Annotated in this window: 22 protein-coding genes; all 22 read left to right on the forward strand. The window is 43.3% G+C overall.

The window, feature by feature from the left end; all coding sequences use genetic code 11:
- The first annotated feature begins 14 nt into the window (after nucleotides 1-14).
- The 22 genes from ftsY to codY all read left to right on the forward strand — a co-directional run bounded on the left by ftsY (nucleotide 15) and on the right by codY (nucleotide 19,062).
- Nucleotides 15-1,022 (forward strand): signal recognition particle-docking protein FtsY, encoded by a 1,008-nt coding sequence (ftsY, locus tag ACFQU8_RS00760; RefSeq protein WP_382357241.1) that lies wholly within the window; start codon nucleotides 15-17, stop codon nucleotides 1,020-1,022.
- Between the two features lie 67 nt (nucleotides 1,023-1,089).
- Nucleotides 1,090-1,407, forward strand: coding sequence for a putative DNA-binding protein (locus ACFQU8_RS00765; RefSeq protein ID WP_382357242.1), 318 nt, complete (start codon nucleotides 1,090-1,092; stop codon nucleotides 1,405-1,407).
- Nucleotides 1,408-1,418: 11 nt separating this feature from the next.
- The gene (gene ffh, locus ACFQU8_RS00770) at nucleotides 1,419-2,762 is read left to right on the forward strand and encodes a signal recognition particle protein (protein ID WP_382357243.1); all 1,344 of its coding nucleotides are present in this window, start codon (nucleotides 1,419-1,421) and stop codon (nucleotides 2,760-2,762) included.
- Nucleotides 2,763-2,898: 136 nt separating this feature from the next.
- Nucleotides 2,899-3,165, forward strand: coding sequence for a 30S ribosomal protein S16 (gene rpsP / locus ACFQU8_RS00775; protein WP_382357244.1), 267 nt, complete (start codon nucleotides 2,899-2,901; stop codon nucleotides 3,163-3,165).
- A 20-nt stretch (nucleotides 3,166-3,185) separates the two neighbouring features.
- Entirely contained in the window at nucleotides 3,186-3,413 is a 228-nt protein-coding gene (locus ACFQU8_RS00780; protein ID WP_382357366.1) for a KH domain-containing protein, read from the forward strand.
- An 86-nt stretch (nucleotides 3,414-3,499) separates the two neighbouring features.
- Nucleotides 3,500-3,895, forward strand: a complete 396-nt coding sequence (locus ACFQU8_RS00785; protein ID WP_382357245.1) for a YlqD family protein — start codon at nucleotides 3,500-3,502, stop codon at nucleotides 3,893-3,895.
- Nucleotides 3,896-3,899: 4 nt separating this feature from the next.
- Nucleotides 3,900-4,412 carry a ribosome maturation factor RimM gene (rimM, locus tag ACFQU8_RS00790; protein ID WP_382357246.1) on the forward strand — a complete coding sequence of 171 codons (513 nt, stop codon included), beginning with the start codon at nucleotides 3,900-3,902 and terminating at the stop codon, nucleotides 4,410-4,412.
- Nucleotides 4,412-5,149, forward strand: coding sequence for a tRNA (guanosine(37)-N1)-methyltransferase TrmD (gene trmD, locus ACFQU8_RS00795; RefSeq protein WP_382357247.1), 738 nt, complete (start codon nucleotides 4,412-4,414; stop codon nucleotides 5,147-5,149). The genes rimM and trmD overlap by 1 nt, the downstream gene beginning before the upstream one ends.
- 117 nt (nucleotides 5,150-5,266) lie before the next feature.
- On the forward strand, nucleotides 5,267-5,611 hold the full coding sequence (rplS, locus tag ACFQU8_RS00800; RefSeq protein ID WP_382357248.1) for a 50S ribosomal protein L19: 345 nt from the start codon (nucleotides 5,267-5,269) through the stop codon (nucleotides 5,609-5,611).
- 160 nt (nucleotides 5,612-5,771) lie between these two features.
- Complete coding sequence (gene lepB, locus ACFQU8_RS00805) at nucleotides 5,772-6,332, forward strand: signal peptidase I (RefSeq protein WP_382357249.1); 561 nt, start codon at nucleotides 5,772-5,774, stop codon at nucleotides 6,330-6,332.
- Between the two features lie 10 nt (nucleotides 6,333-6,342).
- Complete coding sequence (gene ylqF, locus ACFQU8_RS00810; protein ID WP_382357250.1) at nucleotides 6,343-7,197, forward strand: ribosome biogenesis GTPase YlqF; 855 nt, start codon at nucleotides 6,343-6,345, stop codon at nucleotides 7,195-7,197.
- A 142-nt stretch (nucleotides 7,198-7,339) separates the two neighbouring features.
- Nucleotides 7,340-8,119, forward strand: coding sequence for a ribonuclease HII (locus ACFQU8_RS00815; RefSeq protein WP_382357251.1), 780 nt, complete (start codon nucleotides 7,340-7,342; stop codon nucleotides 8,117-8,119).
- 16 nt (nucleotides 8,120-8,135) lie between these two features.
- Entirely contained in the window at nucleotides 8,136-9,386 is a 1,251-nt protein-coding gene (locus tag ACFQU8_RS00820; protein ID WP_382357252.1) for a hypothetical protein, read from the forward strand.
- The gene (locus ACFQU8_RS00825) at nucleotides 9,383-9,655 is read left to right on the forward strand and encodes an EscU/YscU/HrcU family type III secretion system export apparatus switch protein (RefSeq protein ID WP_382357253.1); all 273 of its coding nucleotides are present in this window, start codon (nucleotides 9,383-9,385) and stop codon (nucleotides 9,653-9,655) included. The genes ACFQU8_RS00820 and ACFQU8_RS00825 overlap by 4 nt, the downstream gene beginning before the upstream one ends.
- 143 nt (nucleotides 9,656-9,798) lie before the next feature.
- A complete protein-coding gene (sucC, locus tag ACFQU8_RS00830; protein ID WP_382357254.1) occupies nucleotides 9,799-10,959 on the forward strand; it encodes an ADP-forming succinate--CoA ligase subunit beta in 1,161 nt (386 codons plus the stop codon).
- A 40-nt stretch (nucleotides 10,960-10,999) separates the two neighbouring features.
- Complete coding sequence (gene sucD / locus ACFQU8_RS00835) at nucleotides 11,000-11,902, forward strand: succinate--CoA ligase subunit alpha (protein ID WP_382357255.1); 903 nt, start codon at nucleotides 11,000-11,002, stop codon at nucleotides 11,900-11,902.
- Between the two features lie 260 nt (nucleotides 11,903-12,162).
- Nucleotides 12,163-12,861, forward strand: coding sequence for a DNA-processing protein DprA (dprA, locus tag ACFQU8_RS00840; protein ID WP_382357256.1), 699 nt, complete (start codon nucleotides 12,163-12,165; stop codon nucleotides 12,859-12,861).
- An 88-nt stretch (nucleotides 12,862-12,949) separates the two neighbouring features.
- The gene (gene topA / locus ACFQU8_RS00845; RefSeq protein ID WP_382357257.1) at nucleotides 12,950-15,034 is read left to right on the forward strand and encodes a type I DNA topoisomerase; all 2,085 of its coding nucleotides are present in this window, start codon (nucleotides 12,950-12,952) and stop codon (nucleotides 15,032-15,034) included.
- A 335-nt stretch (nucleotides 15,035-15,369) separates the two neighbouring features.
- On the forward strand, nucleotides 15,370-16,269 hold the full coding sequence (xerC, locus tag ACFQU8_RS00850; RefSeq protein ID WP_382357367.1) for a tyrosine recombinase XerC: 900 nt from the start codon (nucleotides 15,370-15,372) through the stop codon (nucleotides 16,267-16,269).
- A 22-nt stretch (nucleotides 16,270-16,291) separates the two neighbouring features.
- Nucleotides 16,292-16,837 carry an ATP-dependent protease subunit HslV gene (gene hslV, locus ACFQU8_RS00855; protein WP_382357258.1) on the forward strand — a complete coding sequence of 182 codons (546 nt, stop codon included), beginning with the start codon at nucleotides 16,292-16,294 and terminating at the stop codon, nucleotides 16,835-16,837.
- Nucleotides 16,838-16,852: 15 nt separating this feature from the next.
- Entirely contained in the window at nucleotides 16,853-18,247 is a 1,395-nt protein-coding gene (hslU, locus tag ACFQU8_RS00860; protein ID WP_382357259.1) for an ATP-dependent protease ATPase subunit HslU, read from the forward strand.
- A 35-nt stretch (nucleotides 18,248-18,282) separates the two neighbouring features.
- The gene (codY, locus tag ACFQU8_RS00865; RefSeq protein ID WP_382357260.1) at nucleotides 18,283-19,062 is read left to right on the forward strand and encodes a GTP-sensing pleiotropic transcriptional regulator CodY; all 780 of its coding nucleotides are present in this window, start codon (nucleotides 18,283-18,285) and stop codon (nucleotides 19,060-19,062) included.
- The last annotated feature ends 306 nt before the right edge of the window (nucleotides 19,063-19,368 follow it).

The following is a 19,368-nucleotide window of genomic DNA, read 5'->3' on the forward strand; positions in this document are numbered from 1 at the left end:
GAGGTAACGGCTGCATGGGATTCATGGATAAATTAAAAAATAAATTTAAACAAAAAGAAAATAATCCGGAAACAGAGGATGTTTCTCAAAAATATAAAGAAGGTATGGAAAAAACCCGCAATTCATTTTCCAGTAAGATTAATGATCTGGTTGCCCGCTACCGGAAAGTCGATGAAGACTTTTTTGAAGAGCTGGAAGAAGTGCTGATTACAGCAGATGTTGGCATTAATACTGTCATGGAACTTGTCGAGGAATTGAAAATGGAAGTGAAACGGCAAAATATCAAAGATACACGAGAGATGAAGGATGTCATTTCTGAAAAACTTGTGGAGATTTATTACGGTGATGATGATGAAACAGTTGAGAAACTGAACTTGCAGGAAGACGGCTTGTCTATTGTTCTTGTTGTTGGTGTGAATGGCGCTGGCAAAACGACGTCAATCGGCAAGCTGGCTTATCAGTTAAAACAGGAAGGCAAACATGTCTTATTGGCCGCCGGTGATACGTTCCGCGCTGGTGCGATTGAACAGCTGGATGCCTGGGGCGAAAAGACTGGTGTGGATGTTATTAAACAGCGTGAAGGCAGCGATCCGGCGGCCGTTATTTTTGATGGTATTAAAGCGGCGCGATCCCGCGAGGCTGATGTTTTAATTTGTGATACGGCAGGGCGGCTGCAGAACAAGGTGAATTTAATGAATGAACTGGCCAAAGTGAAGCGTGTTATTGAACGGGAAGTGCCTGATGCACCGCACGACGTATTGCTGACACTTGATGCTACAACAGGCCAGAATGCCTTGAGCCAGGCAAAAACATTTTCTGAAGCCACGGATGTTTCAGGTATTATACTGACGAAATTGGATGGAACTGCTAAAGGTGGTATCGTGCTGGCCATCCGCAATGAACTTAATATTCCTGTCAAATTTGCCGGTTTAGGTGAAAAAGTTGATGACCTTCAAGCATTTGATGCACATGCCTTTGTCTATGGTTTGTTTGCAGATCTGCTTGAAGATGAGACGGAATGATGGTAAACTCTTGTAAAGAGGTTTCACTTAACAACGCAAGGAATTTGTGCTTAAAGGGGTGAATGGCTTGCTGGAAAAAACAACGCGCATTAATTACTTATTTGATTTTTATGAACCGCTCCTGACCCCTAAACAGCGTCAATATATGGATTTGTATTATCGTGAAGACTATTCGCTCGGTGAAATTTCTGAATTGCTGCAGGTCTCGCGTCAAGCGGTTTATGATAATATACGGCGGACCGAAAGCATGCTTGAATCCTATGAGGAAAAACTGATGCTTTATGATCGTTTTCAAAAACGCATGGTCATTTTAGACCAAATGGATGAGCAAGCGGAAAATCAAGATTTCAGGATCTTCATCAGTCAATTAAAAGAATTAGAGTAGGGGGAACCTTAATGGCATTTGAAGGATTGGCCGATCGTTTACAAAGTACGATGAAAAAGATAACCGGCAAAGGTAAGGTTTCCGAGCAGGACGTTAAGGATATGACACGGGAAGTGCGTCTGGCTCTCTTGGAAGCAGATGTTAATTTTAAAGTTGTTAAAGATTTGGTGAAACGGATAAAAGAACGCGCCGTTGGACAGGAAGTCATGGAAAGTCTGACACCCGGCCAGCAGGTTATTAAAGTCGTCAGGGAGGAATTAACCGAGCTGATGGGCGGTGAACAGAGCACGGTAGCCGTTGCTGATAACCCGCCTACTGTTATTATGATGGTTGGGCTGCAAGGTGCCGGCAAAACGACAACGGGCGGCAAACTTGCCAATTACCTGCGAAAAAAACATAACCGTTCACCGCTTCTCGCAGCCGCTGACGTTTACCGGCCGGCAGCGGTTGATCAGCTGGAGACGGTCGGCGAACAGCTTGATATACCTGTCTTTTCAAAAGGAACAAATGCTGATCCGGTGGCTATCGCTCGCGAAGCTGTTGAGCAGGCAAAAGCAGAGCATAACGATTACGTCATCATTGATACGGCAGGACGGCTCCATGTTGATGAGGACCTGATGGCTGAATTGGAACAGATTAAAGCCGCTGTAACGCCGGATGAAACCTTTCTTGTTGTTGATTCCATGACAGGCCAGGATGCTGTTAATGTGGCAGAAAGTTTCAATGATCAATTAGCGGTCTCCGGTGTTGTTTTGACGAAACTGGACGGTGACACGCGCGGCGGTGCTGCTCTGTCCATAAGAGCCGTTACGGATACACCAATCAAATTTGCCGGCATGGGTGAGAAGCTGGATCAGCTGGAAGCGTTCCAGCCTGAAGGTATGGCCTCACGCATCCTTGGAATGGGCGATGTCCTGAGCTTGATTGAAAAGGCCGAAACAAATGTGAATGAAAAGCAGGCTAAAGAACTCGAAGAAAAAATGCGTACAGCCTCCTTCACATTTGATGATTTCCTGGAGCAAATGGATCAAGTTAAGAAAATGGGACCGCTGGATGATCTGATGAATATGATCCCTGGTGCAAATAAAATGAAGGGCTTGAAAAATGCCCAGATTGATGAGAGCCAGCTTGTGTATATCGAAGCAATTATCCAGTCTATGACCAAAGATGAACGTCAGGATCCGTCTATTATGAACGCAGGCCGAAAAAAACGGATTGCCAAAGGGTCTGGAACGTCTGTATCTCAGGTGAACAGGCTGCTGAAACAGTTTAATGAAATGAAAAAAATGATGAAACAAATGACTGGCACACAAAAAGGGAAGAAAGGCAAAGGTATGAATCTGCCTTTTATGTAGTTCTGAAGCGGCGCTGCTCAGACTGCTGGCCAGCTGGTTCAAAAAATGATTAATCTGTAATGGATAAACACTTTACAGATGTAAGGTGATCTGTTAGAATCTAAAATTGTGAAACAAACATAACGGAGGTGACATTATGGCAGTTAAAATTCGTATGAAACGTATGGGTTCAAAGCGTAATCCATTTTATCGAATTGTTGTAGCTGATTCACGTTCACCAAGAGATGGACGTTTTATTGAACAAATTGGAACATACAATCCAGTTGTCAATCCAACTGAAGTTAAAATCGATGAGGACAAAGCGATGAACTGGATGACAAATGGTGCAAAACCGAGCGACACGGTCCGTAATCTTTTCTCAAAACAAGGCATCATGAAAAAATTTCACGAGCAAAAGAATTAAGTGTTAAGTGATTGATAATCATGACCGGCCTTATTGAATCGATTGTGATACCCCTTGTCGATCATCCAGAGGCTATTGCTGTGACTGAAATGCAGGAAGACACTAAAATTGTGTACCATTTGACTGTCCATGAGAGCGATGCCGGGAAGGTGATCGGCAAAAACGGACGGGTTGCTAAATCAATTCGTACACTGGTCTATGCTGCCAGACCTAAAGCAGAAAAGCGTATTCATTTGGATATTATGTAAAGGGAGAGGCCCGCCTTTCCCTTTTTTAAAACAAATATATGGAACTATTCCAGTCCGGACACGTTTAATGAGAGCGGGGATCCCACATGCAAATTATTAAAAAGGTCCAGGTTAAACAAATTATTACCGAAAAAAGCAAGGCTAAATTGCGGAATAATTTCTATGATCAGAAAATGCGGCTTGAACAAGAATGTCAACAACTTAAGTTTGAACAGCGTAAACAGGAAAATAAGCATACAATGTCCAAACAGGAGCTGTCGCAACGATTTCAAAAAGAGATCGAAAAACGCCAGGAAAAAATGGAGTCGGTTGATTTTAAATCAGAACAACTGGCGATTCTGGAAATGGGCAGTGAAATAACCGAAAAAGAAGTTGATGCGCTTGTTGAAGTCGATGTTGGATCGCACTGGGACGATGTGATGAAAGCCGCGGTTATTGTCATTGAAGACGATGTCGTTGTCCGGATTGAAAATAGCAGGTGATGACATGACAGAACTGTTTAATGCAGGACAAATTGTGAATACACATGGTATCAAAGGCGAGGTGAAAGTACAGCGCATCACTGATTTTCCGGAGCGTTTTGCTTACGGCAATGAGCTGCTTGTGGAGCTTGAAAATGGCACTAAACAAACGTTCACCATCGATGGCTACCGTTCCCATAAGGGTTTTGATCTGCTGCACTTTGCTGGTTTTGACTCGATTAATGATGTCGAGCCATTTAAAGGGCTTTATTTAAAAGTCACAGGTGATCAGCTCACGGAATTGGAAGAAAATGCGTTTTATTATCATGAGATTATTGGCTGTGCTGTGTATCAGACGAACGGTGATTATCTCGGCGATATTAAGGAAATCCTTGCTCCAGGTGCTAATGATGTCTGGGTGATTGAACGAGCGAGTGGCCAGGACGCGCTTATTCCCTATATTGAAGATGTTGTTAAACAGGTTGATGTCTCATCTCGCCAGGTGGTCATTGAACCTATGGAAGGACTGCTGGATTAATGCATATTGATGTCTTAACTTTATTTCCCGAAATGATTGAAGGTGTCTTGAACGCTTCAATTTTAAAAAGAGCACAGGACAACGCTGCATTTAATTACAACCTCGTTAATTTTCGTGATTATTCGGCAAACAAGCATTCAAAAGTTGACGATTATCCATATGGCGGTGGCGCTGGCATGGTTTTAACCCCGCAGCCGGTGTTTGATACACTTGATGCGCTCACGAGCGGCGGGCAAACAAAACCTCGTGTGGTTTTACTGTCCCCCCAGGGTGAGCCTTATCAGCAGTCAAAAGCAGAGGAGCTGGCAGAAGAAGACCATTTGGTGCTGATTTGCGGCCATTACGAGGGGTATGATGAACGCATACGCGAGCACCTTGTTACCGATGAAATATCGATTGGTGATTATGTTTTAACCGGCGGTGAACTTGGGGCGATGGTCCTGATCGATAGTGTGGTCAGACTGCTTCCAGATGCACTGGGGAACAAAGAATCGGCGGCAGAAGATTCATTTTCATCGGGTTTGCTTGAACATCCGCATTATACACGCCCGGCTGACTTTCGCGGTATGAAAGTGCCGGAAGTGCTCTTATCAGGAGACCATGCCAAAATTGCTGAATGGCGCCGGGAAGCGTCACTGAAGCGAACGTATGAACGCCGGCCTGATATGCTTGTTAAGGAGAACTTAACGGAAAAGGATGGCGAATTACTGCGGAAAATCCAGCAAAATGAAGATTGAATTCGCATTTCCAATATGGTATAGTATCTATTGTGCTTACATTAGTTAGAAGCGAAAAAAACGATGTTCCGCTGTCCTTAGTGTGATATGAGCATTGGTTGGAAGGAGTGAAGCAGGATGCAAAGCATTATCGAAGAAGTGACGAAAGATCAGCTTCGTACCGATCATCCTGAATTCCGTGCAGGTGACACTGTCAAAGTTCACGTCAGGGTTGTTGAAGGCACGCGTGAACGTGTACAGGTATTTGAAGGTGTTGTCATCAAACGCCAAGGCGGCGGAATCAGTGAAACATTTACTGTGAGAAAGATTTCTTACGGTATCGGTGTCGAGCGTACATTCCCGCTGCATTCACCTCGCCTTGCGAAAATTGAAGTTTCCCGCCGTGGCCTTGTCCGCCGTGCGAAACTGTACTATCTTCGCAATCTGCGCGGAAAAGCAGCACGTATTAAAGAACGTCGCTAATCCGTCAGTTGAAATTGACTTTGTAAAGGGGCTTGGTGTATTCACGCAAGCCTCTTTTTACTTTTGTCAGGATGCCCGAAAGTCCCTGACAGGCATGAATCATATGACACTGTTCATATAACATTAATGAAGAGATATTAGTAGCAGGCGGTGGGAGTCTATGAAAAAATTAAAGGGCGAATGGCTTGACTTGCTTAAAACGTTATTGATCGTTCTGGGTGTATTTTTAATCATAAGAACCTTTCTTTTTCTCCCGATCGTTGTGGATGGGCCATCCATGAAGCCGACATTGCATAACGGGGATCAGATGGTTGTCAATCGATTTATTTACGATATACATGAACCTGATCGTTTTGATGTTGTTGTGTTTCACGCTTCAGAAAAAAAAGATTTTATTAAGCGGGTTATCGGTCTGCCTGGTGAACATATTACTGTTAAAGATGATCAATTATATGTTGACGGTGATGAAGTGGAAGAACCTTTTCTGCAGGAGCGAAAAGAGCATATGCCGTCTTATCAGACGCTGACGAATGATTTTGATTTAGAGCAGCTCCCTGGCGGCTATGAAACAATCCCTGATAACCATGTGCTTGTGCTGGGTGATAATCGGAACAATTCAACTGACAGCCGGATTTTGGGGCTTGTGTCGATGGATAAGATTATCGGAAAAGCCAGTTTGGTTTATTGGCCGCTAGATCGATTCCAATTAATACACGATTAGGGTGATTATCATGACGATACAGTGGTATCCGGGCCATATGGCTAAGGCTAAGCGTGAAGTGGAAGAAAACGTGTCTTTAGTGGATTTTGTCATCGAACTAATTGATGCACGGGCGCCATTGTCTTCACAAAACCCGCTGTTGCAGTCCATTTTACAGCAAAAACCTAAAATGATTGTTATGATGAAAAAGGATCTGGCAGATGATGAGCTGACAGAAGCCTGGCTTGCTCACTTTAAAGAGCAGGGAATTTTGGCCATTGCCATTGATGTTAATGACATGAGCGATATTAAGCAGGTTATTCAAACAGGCAAGAAATTAGGCCAGGCAAGTCTTGATAAATTAAAAGAAAAAGGCATTAATCCGCGCCCATCCCGAGCTATGATTCTTGGTATTCCGAATGTCGGAAAATCAACTTTGATCAACCGCCTTGCTAATAAAAAGATTGCACAAATCGGCGACAAACCCGGCGTTACCACCAAGCAGCAGTGGCTTAAAATAAAAAATGAGTTTGAACTGCTTGATACATCGGGGATTCTATGGCCGAAATTTGAAGATGAAGCTGTTGGTTACAGACTCGCTGCGATTGGCACTATTAAAGATCACTTGCTGCCGTTAGATGATGTGACTGCTTTTGTCATTCAGTATGTCCAGGCGCACTCTCCCGAACAATTGGAAAAACGCTTCGGGATTGCACCTGATATGGACGATATGTGGGATATCTTCGTTGCTATCGGGAAAAAGCGTGGTGCACTGGAATCAGGCGGGCATGTGAATTTTGATAAAGTAGCTGGTTTGATTATACAGGATCTGCGGGGAGGTAAACTCGGAAAAATTACATTTGAGACACCGCCGGGTAACGCTTAATATCCGGAAGGTGTCTTTTTTAAAAGGCTGATATAATGGCTGCCTGCAGCGCTGATGCAACTGGCTGGGGACTGCTAAACCTTTAGAAGCATTCACACTTCACTTTTCTCACGATCAGCCGATATAAATACAACAGGTGCAGGTGATTCATTTGAAACAATATTCAATAGCGCAACTGAAACAATTATTTGCCGCCGGTCATATTGACGAAAGCTGGCTAAACGAACTGAAATCTGATAACCGCAAAGGTGTGCAAAAACTGATTAAACAGTATGAGCGACAAAGGCTGCAAGAACAGGCGCTGGAAGAAAATTTCCGCCGTATGTCACGCTATGAACAGGCGCTCTATGCGAAAGGCTGTCATTATATCGCTGGCATAGATGAGGCAGGACGCGGTCCACTGGCAGGCCCGGTTGTTGCCTCAGCTGTCATCCTGCCGCCGGACTTCAAACTGCTTGGGCTGAATGATTCGAAACAATTAACTGAAAAAGTACGCAATGATTATTTTACTCTTATCAAACAGGCAGCTGTGAGCTATGGCATTGCCATCATTGATAATCAGACGATTGATGTGATCAATATTTCTGAAGCAGCCAACCGGGCTATGTATGAGGCTGTTGATCAGCTGGACCCATCTCCGGACCATATTTTGATTGATGCCGTGCCGCTTCATGAGCTGCCAACAACGTCTGACGCTATTACAAAAGGTGACCAGAGGAGTATTTCCATTGCTGCTGCCAGTATATTAGCTAAAGTTACCAGGGACCAATTAATGAAGGAAATAGCTGAGAACTATCCCGAGTATGGTTTTAAGTCCAATATGGGGTACGGGACCAAACAGCACTTAGAGACATTGAAGGAACGGGGAGTTTCACCCTACCATAGACGTACCTTTGCTCCTGTACGTGATGCAGCCAAATAGACAGGGAGAGGGTTTTATGCACGTTCATAACCGCGTTTCATCAACAGCCAATGTGACCAGTAAAGCCCGGACATTAAGGCCCGGGCAAATTATTCAAGGTGACGTTGTGAAGCTGTATCCAAATCAAAAGGCGCAAATTCAATTGGGTTCGCAGAAACTAATGGCAAAGCTTGAAGCCCCATTATCATCTGGCGGGAAATACCATTTCCAGGTGCAGCCATCAGAGGATGTTGTTCATTTGCGCGTTATCGGTGAGGAGCTTCCAAAACAGGAAACCGGGAGTACCACTGCATTGCTGCAGCAGTTGAGCCTGAAAACATCGAAGGCTAATGTGAATTTGGCTCAGACGCTTGTGGATGAAAAAATCCCGTTTACAAAAGAGCAGTTGAAACAGGCCTTCCAGCTGTTACATAGTCATAAAAGTGATGCGCAGGCACACCAAACCCTGAAAGGTATGCTGTCAGCAGGTTTGCCAATTACAGAATCAGTTTACAAGGCCCTTGTCTCGATGAACACAACAGCGTTATCTGACCAATTGCAGTCGCTCTTGCAGCAATTGCAAGAAAATCCTGATCCAAGCAAACTTGAAAAGCAGCTGATGTATCGCTTAACACAACTGCTTGGGAAAGGGGATCAAGTGACCTCACCAAAAGAACAGTTTTTAAGCGAGATTAAGCAAATGCTTGACGTAACTGGTTTAACCTATGAAAATCAGCTTGCCCGCAATCAATTTCATAGGCAAGGAATGACCCTCAAGTCCATGCTGATGCAGATGGTTTCGCAAAATGATGGTGTTCTTCATAACCAGTCACAGCAGCTTTTACATTTTCTGAACGGTATGCAAATTCAGTCCGTTAATGAAACCTCCTATGCGATTCAAGCGAATATGTACCTGCCCGGGGCGCCCTTACAATTGCCCGGAGATATACAACTGGAATTCTCCAGCAACAAAACAGAGAGCGGTGCGATTAACCCTGACTCATGCCGTATTTTATTTTACTTAAATCTAACGAATTTAAATGAAACCATTATTGATATGCACGTCCAAAAACGGGCTGTTGCGCTAACCATTTATAATGATCAGGATCAGCTTATGACCGAGAAAGCCTCAGTATTGAGACCCGTACTGAAGAAAGGACTGGAAGCCGCTGATTATAAGCTTTCTGCCGTTACATTTAAACCAATCTATGAAACCAAACCAGCGGGAGATGAAGCTATCAGGACAGCTTATCAGAAACCATACATGGGGGTGGATTATCATATATGACAGATCAACGTCATAAAGCCGTTGCGATGCGATATGAAGAAAGCCATGAACAGGCTCCAAGAGTTACAGCTTCCGGTAAAGGACTGACAGCTGAGACCATTATTCAAAAAGCCAATGATAACCAGGTCCCTGTCCATGAAGATCCGTCGCTGGTTGCGCTGCTCGCCGAATTGAATATTAATGAAACGATACCTGAGGAGCTTTATCAGGTTGTCGCAGAAGTATTTGCCTTTGTGTACAAAACCGATCAGCGTATGGGACGTGAGTGAGATGGTCTCAAATCTGGGCTGATTGCAACGGAGGTTTCCTTGCAGACTTGGAGACAAAATCAGTCATAAGCCGCTATTTCTTGTGAAATTAGTTGTTTTTTTATACAATAGCAGTGCATTGAAATATGATGGGAGGATGAAAGATGAACATTCATGAATATCAAAGCAAAGATGTTTTACGTGAATACGGCGTCAATGTGCCGAATGGCTATGTCGCCTATACAGCTGATGAAGCCGTTGAGGCGGCACAGAAGCTTAATAGTGATGTAAAGGTTGTAAAGGCACAGATTCACGCCGGCGGACGGGGCAATGCCGGCGGCGTCAAACTGGCTAAAAGCGTGGATGACGTGCGCACCTATGCTGAAGAGCTTTTGGGCAAACAGCTTGTTACACATCAAACTGGCTCTGAAGGAAAAGAAGTGACGCGTTTATTAATTGAAGAAGGATCAGATATTCAAAGTGAATATTACGTTGGCCTGGTTCTGGATCGTGCCACTTCACGCATTGTTATGATGGCATCCGAAGAAGGCGGAACTGAGATTGAAGAGGTAGCTTCGGAATCTCCGGAGAAAATCTTCAAAGAAGTCATTGATCCTGTCGTCGGACTTGCTGGCTACCAGGCACGCAGACTGGCGTTCAATATTAATATGCCGGACGAGCTTATCGGTAAAGCTGCGAAGTTCATGATGGGGCTTTATGATGTCTATGTGGAAAAAGATTGTTCCATTGCTGAGATCAACCCGCTCGTGACAACAGGTGACGGCCAAGTGATGGCACTTGATGCTAAATTGAATTTCGACGATAATGCTATGTTCCGTCAGCAGGATCTTACGGAGCTGCGGGATCTGAGTGAAGAAGATGATAAAGAAATTGAAGCATCCAAATCCGGCTTGAGCTATGTCGCACTCGACGGCAATATTGGCTGCATGGTCAATGGTGCTGGTCTTGCTATGTCAACAATGGATATTATTAAACATTATGGCGGCGATCCGGCTAACTTCCTTGATGTTGGCGGCGGCGCAACGGCCGAAAAGGTAACTGAAGCATTCAAAATCATTCTGTCCGATTCAAGCGTAAAAGGTATTTTTGTTAACATTTTCGGCGGCATCATGAAATGCGATGTCATTGCTGAAGGTGTCGTAGAAGCGACTAAGCAAATGGGTCTCGAAATCCCGCTTGTCGTACGTCTCGAAGGCACTAATGTCGAATCAGGCAAACAAATTCTGGATGAATCAGGATTGAATATTACATCGGCCGCATCTATGGCAGACGGTGCAGAAAAAGTTGTTTCCGCGGTTAAATAACGTGGCCAAATGACAATAATCAAGGAAAGGACGGACGAAAATGGGTGTATATGTTGATCAAAACACTAAAGTGATTGTACAGGGAATTACAGGCGGCACAGCCAAATTTCATACGAAACAAATGCTTGAATACGGAACAAATATTGTAGGCGGTGTTACACCGAAAAAAGGTGGCACTGAAGTTGAAGGTGTTCCCGTTTTTAACACTGTTCAGGACGCTGTTGATGAAACAGGTGCGAATGCTTCAGTTGTCTATGTTCCGGCTCCAGCAGCAGCGGATGCGATTCTGGAAGCAGTTGACGCTGAATTAGATCTTGTTGTCTGCATCTCGGAGCATATTCCGGTTATGGATATGGTTAAGGTTAGACGTGCGATGGAAGGCAAGAAGACACGGCTTGTTGGACCGAACTGCCCAGGTGTGATTACAGCCGATGAATGTAAAATTGGTATTCAGCCGGGCTATATCCATAAAAAAGGCCATATTGGCGTTATCTCCAGATCAGGCACGTTAACATATGAGGCTGTTCATCAACTATCAGAGGCCGGCTATGGACAGACGACCGCTGTCGGCATTGGCGGTGATCCGGTCATTGGTACGGACTTTATTGATGCTCTGTCAGCTTTCAATGATGATCCAGAGACAGAAGCCGTTGTTATGATTGGTGAAATCGGCGGTGCAGCAGAAGAGGAAGCGGCCCGGTGGGTTGATGCTAATATGGACAAACCGGTTGTTGGCTTCATTGGCGGCACAACAGCCCCTCCAGGAAAACGGATGGGTCACGCTGGTGCTATTATTTCCGGCGGCAAAGGAACGGCTGAAGAAAAAATCCGTATCATGAATGAATGCGGAATCGCGACAGCTGATACGCCAGCCGTCATTGGCGAAACAATGATTAACGTATTAAAAGAAAACGGCTTGCAGGAAAAATGCAAAACTCACTGATGTTATAGACAGGAACCCAAAGATGGCGATCTTTGGGTTCCAATTATCAAAAAGGGTGTGATTGATTGGAATTAATGCGTAAGCGGTTAATTCATATTCACAGATGCCGGGGTATCACACGCAGGACTATTCGTAAATTTATTCATTATGATTCCTCGCTGAAAACGATCTATCATCTGACTGCCTCAGAAATCAGCCGATTTTTTTCGCTGCCTCTGAACAAAGCTTCTCTCTTTCATTCTGACCTTAAAAATCCCGCATTGAAACGACGTATTCAGCAAGATCTTAAATCTATTACTGTGATAACGATAGTTGACGCCGTGTATCCTTATGTGTTAAAAACTATTAAAGATGCGCCGCTGGTATTGTATGCCTTAGGTAATATCGATTTATTGACGCAGCAGCCGCTCCTGAGTGTGATTGGCACAAGACGTCCATCCTCTGAAGCGGCTTCGAAAATGAATAAGTTTGTGCTGCCTTTAATCCAGAACGATTGGGTTATTGTCAGTGGTATGGCAGCAGGAATTGATGGTTATGCCCATAAGCTCGCTATTAACCATAATGGGCCGACAATTGCTGTTATGGGCAGTGGTTTTAATCATATTTATCCCAGACAGCATAGTGAGCTTTTCCAAAAGATTGCCGCTGAAGGACTGCTTTTATCGGAATATCCTCCCGATATCCCGCCGGAACGTCATCACTTCCCCGAGCGGAATCGGATTATCAGCGGCTTGAGTTTTGCTACATTTGTAATTGAAGCCACCGAAAAAAGCGGGACGTTAATTACGGTTGATCAGGCTCTTGATCAGGGCAGAGATGTTTACGCTCTTCCTGGTTCACCGCTAGCATTGCAGACAGCTGGATGTCACCGTATGATACAGGATGGCGCGAAACTCGTCCAGGAGCCAGGGGATATTATAGAGGACTGGACAGGAATTGGTCCGAATTGGGGCATATGATAACGTATTTGACAAACACAGCATAACTATTTAGTATTAGTAAAGATTTTCCATTAAATGTATGAATGCAACTCCGGGAGGAAATGCTATGTCTGATTATCTGGTGATTGTTGAGTCACCGGCAAAAGCTAAGACAATTGAACGCTATCTGGGAAAGAAATATACAGTGAAAGCATCCATGGGACATGTGCGTGATTTGCCGAAAAGTTATATAGGTGTTGATCCTGATAATCAGTTTGATCCGAAATATATAACGATTCGCGGTAAAGGGGATGTGCTGAAAGAATTAAAGTCAGCTGCTAAAAAAGCTAAAAAAGTTTATCTGGCTGCTGACCCTGACCGCGAAGGTGAAGCTATCGCCTGGCATTTGGCCTATGCACTGAATATTGATGAAAATACCAAATGCCGGGTTGTTTTTAATGAAATTACAAAAGAAGCGATTAAAGAATCATTTCAGCATCCGCGCTCGATAGACCGTGATCTTGTCGATGCTCAGCAGGCACGGCGTATTCTTGATCGACTGGTCGGCTATAATATCAGTCCATTACTATGGAAAAAAGTCAAAAAAGGTTTGAGCGCCGGAAGAGTGCAATCTGTTGCACTTAAAATGGTCATTGACCGCGAAAAGGAAATTGAAAATTTTAAATCAGAAGAATATTGGTCAATTGACGCACAATTTCAAAAAGATAAAGATGTTTTTGAAGGCTTTTTTTATGGTTTCGATGGTAAAAAGCAGGAGCTGAAATCCGAGAACGATGTCAAAAACATCACCAACAAGCTGGATGGCAATAAATTCACCGTTAATAACGTAACGAAAAAGGAACGCAAACGTAATCCATCCAAACCGTTTACCACATCTTCACTTCAGCAGGAAGCTGCTCGTAAACTTAATTTCAAAGCCAAGAAAACGATGATGGTAGCCCAGCAATTGTACGAAGGAATTGACCTGGGTAAAAAAAATGGTGGTACTACGGGTTTGATCACCTATATGCGTACCGATTCCACCCGTATAGCTGAAACGGCCAAACAAGAGGCTAAAGGTTATATTGAGGAACTTTATGGCAAAAACTATTTGGGCTCTCCGAATAAAGGCAAAGGCAAGCAGCAGCAGGGTGCCCAGGATGCTCACGAAGCTGTCAGGCCGACATCCGTGAACCGGGACCCCAAATCATTAAAAGAGACGCTGTCACGTGATCAGTACCGTCTTTACAAATTGATCTGGGAACGGTTCCTTGCCAGTCAGATGGCGCCCGCTGTTATGGATACAATGACCGTAAATTTGCTTAATAATGGGATTGAGTTTCGGGCAAATGGTTCAAAATTAAAATTTAACGGGTTTATGAAAGTGTATGTTGAGGGAACAGATGACAAGAAAAAAAGTGACAATAAACTGCTCCCTGAACTAACGGAGGGTATGATTGTTGATGCAACAGACATTACACCTAATCAGCACTTTACACAGCCTCCGCCAAGATTTACTGAAGCAAGACTTGTCCGGACAATGGAAGAGCAAGGAATAGGACGTCCGTCAACGTATGCTCCCACTCTTGATACAATACAACGGAGAGGGTATGTACAACTTGACAGTAAACGTTTTGTCCCAACTGAGCTGGGAACGATTGTCATGGATATCCTGAAAGAATTTTTCCCGCAAGTCATCGATGTTGATTTTACGGTCCAAATGGAAGACGACCTGGATGCTGTCGAAGAAGGAAAGGCCAAATGGATCAATGTGCTCGATGAGTTTTACAGCGGCTTCCGGAAACGTTTGGAAAAAGCGGAACAGGAAATGGAAAAGGTCGAGATACGGGATGAGCCTGCTGGGATAGACTGTGAATATTGCGGTCATGAAATGGTTTATAAGATGGGGCGTTACGGCAAGTTTATGGCTTGTTCCAATTTTCCTGAATGCCGGAATACAAAACCGATTCTAAAGAAAATTGGTGTCACCTGTCCCAAGTGTCAAAAGGGTGATGTCGTTGAACGGAAATCGAAAAAAAACCGGAAATTTTATGGCTGCGATCGGTATCCGGAATGTGATTTTGTCTCCTGGGATAAACCGATTGCCAGACCTTGCCCAAAATGTGGTTCACTGCTTGTAGAAAAGAAAACGAAAAAGGAAACAAGAGTCCAGTGTACCCAGTGTGATTATAAAGAAAGTGTTGATAATTGACTGCCTGTTTAAACCAGGCAGTTTTTCTTGTGTTCTATAATCACAAAAGCCTCTGCGGACACAATTCTGTCATAAATAACGAAATGTTCCTACATTCATTAATCTGTTGATTGACTATTTAAATCGAAAGAGCTATAATAGCGCATTGCTAAGGTAGATGCTTGACAGATCAGGCTTTGACTTTTTAAAGTATAGCAGTGGTGACAAATTAGCTAAGAGTTAATCGAACTGTGTTTGTTTTTGAATTTTAATATAATTCTGTTAAATTAGTTGCTGCAGGTTTTGAAATGTGATATGATTTATTAGCTGTATGGCGGGGTGTAGTTCTAATGGAAATGAGACATTTTTTGACAGACTTTACCGAATACCTGCAAATTGAGAAAAATGCGTCACCCTATACAGTTCGTTTTTATGTGGATGATCTGGAGGATTTCTTTGCGTTCTTAGAAGAGGAACAGATCAGCTCACTTGAAGATGTTAATCAACGCATTATTCGTGTGTATCTGACCAGGTTATATAAACGAAAACTTGGCCGCCGGTCCGTCTCCAGAAAAATTTCCAGTCTGAAAAGCTTTTATCGTTTTTTGGAGCGTCACGAGCAAGTAACAGCTAATCCATTTATTTATGTCAGTCTTCCGAAAACAACACATCCAATTCCGGGTTTTTTATATACTGAAGAATTGGAGAAACTGTTTAGTGTCAGTGATTTAAATGATCCACTTGGTCAGCGCAACCAAGCGTTGCTCGAAATATTTTATGCCACAGGCATACGTGTCAGCGAATGCCAGAATGTTAAGCTTGGGCACATTGATTTTACGATTGGGACAATGTTTGTTAATGGAAAAGGCAATAAAGAACGGTATCTCCCATTTGGCCACTTTGCAGAAACGGCTTTGGAACATTATATTAATGATGGACGTGAAAAATTGCTGGAAAAGACAACATCTTCTCCTGATGCTGTCTTTTTAAATGCCAGAGGCGGTCCGTTAACTGCCCGGGGAATGCGGATGATTTTAAATAAAATGGTAGAAAATGCCGCAATGACGGTCCATGTTCATCCTCATAAACTCAGGCATACATTCGCGACGCATATGCTGAATGAAGGCGCCGATCTCCGGACACTTCAAGAGCTTTTGGGGCATGAAAACTTATCGTCCACCCAAATTTATACACACGTTACAAAAGATCATTTACGGGAAGTGTATATGGATAGTCATCCGCGGGCAAAAGAATAATTACTTGAAAGAGGTGGTGCACGTGACGGAAGGTATGCATGCCACAACGATTTTTGCTATTAGACATAATGGGCAATGTGCGATGAGCGGTGATGGTCAGGTAACAATGGGTGATGCCGTTGTTATGAAACATAAAGCAAAGAAAGTGCGCCGGTTATATAAAGATCAGGTGCTGGCTGGATTTGCCGGATCAGTCGCGGATGCATTTACACTGTTTGAAAAATTTGAAGGGAAATTGGAAACGTTCGATGGCAACCTTGCCAGAGCAGCTGTTGAACTGGCCAAAGAATGGCGCAGTGATAAGGTTCTGCGTAAATTGGAAGCCATGCTGATTGTCGTGAATAAGGATAAGATGTTTCTTGTATCAGGAACTGGTGAAGTCATCGAACCTGATGATGGCATACTGGCGATTGGATCCGGCGGAAACTACGCATTGAGTGCGGGCAGGGCTTTAGTTAGGCACACAGACAGCTTGTCAGCTAAAGAAATCGCCCAGGCATCTCTTGAAATTGCAGGCGAAGTCTGTATCTATACAAATGATCACATAACGCTGGAAACAATTGATTAAGGAGGCCTTGATTGCATGGGAATAGATTATACCCCGAAACAAATTGTGGAACAGCTCGACCGGTATATTGTCGGTCAGGCTGAAGCCAAAAAGTCAGTTGCTGTGGCGTTAAGAAATCGGTATCGGCGCATGAAACTTGATGCGCAAATCAAGGATGAAATAGTTCCGAAAAACATTCTCATGATTGGTCAGACAGGGATTGGCAAAACGGAAATTGCCCGGCGTTTAGCCAGTATGGTCAGTGCTCCGTTTATTAAAGTGGAGGCAACTAAATTCACCGAAGTTGGCTATGTTGGACGTGATGTCGAATCAATGATCCGGGATTTAGTTGAGCAAGCTTTGAGAATGGTTAAAGACGAAAAAATGGAAGAAGTCAAAGGCCGTGCAGAACAGGAAGCTAATAAAAAGCTCGTTGAACTGCTGGTTCCTCAGACAAAAAAACAAAATAGTGTCAAAAACCCGTTCGAAATGTTATTTTCGGGTCAGAATGAGGAAGAGGAATCAGATGAGCAGACAGAGCAGAGTGATGAGGTTAAAAACAAACGCAAACAAGTGGAACATCAGCTGGCATTAGGCGAATTGGAAGATAGAACTGTGACAGTTGAAATGGAGGAGACCCCCCCATCGATGTTTGATATGCTGCAGGGATCAGGCATGGAACAGATGGGTATGAACATGCAGGATGCATTCAGCAAATTCATGCCCAATAAAAAGAAAAAGCGCAAACTTCCTGTTTCGGAAGCGAGAAAAGTGCTAACGACTCAGGAGGCTCAGAAACTTGTCGATATGGATGAGGCGGCACAGGAAGCCATCGATCGTGCTGAACAATCCGGTATTTTATTTATCGATGAAATTGATAAAGTCTCCGGTAAGCAGGATGATTCCGCAAATGTCTCACGTGAGGGTGTACAACGGGATATACTCCCAATTGTTGAGGGGTCAACCGTTGAGACGAAGCACGGCTCAGTTAAAACGGATCATATGCTGTTCGTTGCTGCTGGAGCCTTCCATACAGCGAAGCCATCCGATTTAATACCGGAACTTCAAGGGAGATTTCCGATTCGGGTTGAACTTGAGAAGCTTGCTGTCGAAGATTTCAAACGTATACTGAAGGAGCCATCCAATGCATTATTGAAACAATATTCAGCATTGTTGGAAACAGAAGGTATAAATGTCACGTTTACTGACAATGCTGTGAACAGATTGGCAGAAATTGCTGTTCAGGTGAATCAGGAGACAGATAATATCGGTGCCAGAAGACTGCATACGATACTGGAAAAATTATTGGAAGATTTGTCGTTTGAAGCGCCTGATATTAATATGGAGACGATTGAAATCACAGAAAACTATGTTGATGATAAACTCAGCAGCATTATACAAAACAAAGACTTAAGCCAATTTATTCTATAGATGGTACGTTAGTGATGAATGGAGGAAAATGGAAAATGGAATTATTAGAACGAGCTCGAAAAATTAATGCCATGCTGCAAAAAACCGGTGGTAAGCCAGTTGACTTTAATGATATGTCTGTAACGCTTCAGGATGCTATTAAAGGCAACATTTTCATCCTTAGCCGCCGTGGAAAGCTATTAGGCTATGCGATCAACCAGGAAATTGAGAATGAGCGTATGAAATCAATGCTGGAAGAACGTCAATTTCCTGAGGAGTATACGCACGGTTTATTTAACATTTTTGAAACAACAGCCAACTTGGATATAGACAGTCCTTTCACAGCATTTCCGGTTGAAAACCGTGAACTGTTTAAAGATGGTCTGACGACGATTGTTCCAATTATTGGCGGTGGCGAACGGTTAGGTACATTAGTGCTGAGCAGATTATCGGAAAGCTTCAATGAAGATGATCTATTGCTCGGGGAATATGGTGCTACTGTTGTCGGCATGGAGATGCTGCATGAAAAAACCGAAGAAATTGAAGTGGAAGCCAGGAGTAAAGCAGTTGTTCAAATGGCCATTAGTTCGCTTTCGTACAGTGAACTGGAAGCCATCGATCATATTTTCGAAGAATTGAATGGTCGCGAAGGATTGCTTGTTGCCAGTAAAATTGCTGATAGAGTCGGCATTACACGATCTGTTATCGTTAATGCGTTACGCAAACTGGAAAGCGCTGGTGTTATTGAATCCCGCTCACTTGGTATGAAAGGAACATATATTAAAGTGCTGAATGACAAATTCCTGGTCGAGCTGGAGAAATTGCGTTCAAAATAAGGTGTCCGCTAAAAAGTAAATGGCAAGATAAAAAACGATTATCATCATGATAATCGTTTTTTTATTGGATCTGATTTAGTATGCAAGTTCCTCATTAGCTACTAAACAACAATTTATTGACAAACTAATGACAAAGTCATAGGAATTTCAAACTAATTGTATTCATGAAGAGAAAAAAATGTCGAATCATGATAGACTTTTACACTATTTTACATTACAATGACGATATGGATAAGATTGGTTACTATGCTGGTTCACTTGACAAATGAAGAATTGATTTGACAATCCTGCCTGAATGTTTGCGGG

This window comes from Lentibacillus kimchii (genome assembly GCF_042666895.1).
GTDB lineage: Bacteria > Bacillota > Bacilli > Bacillales > Amphibacillaceae > Lentibacillus > Lentibacillus kimchii.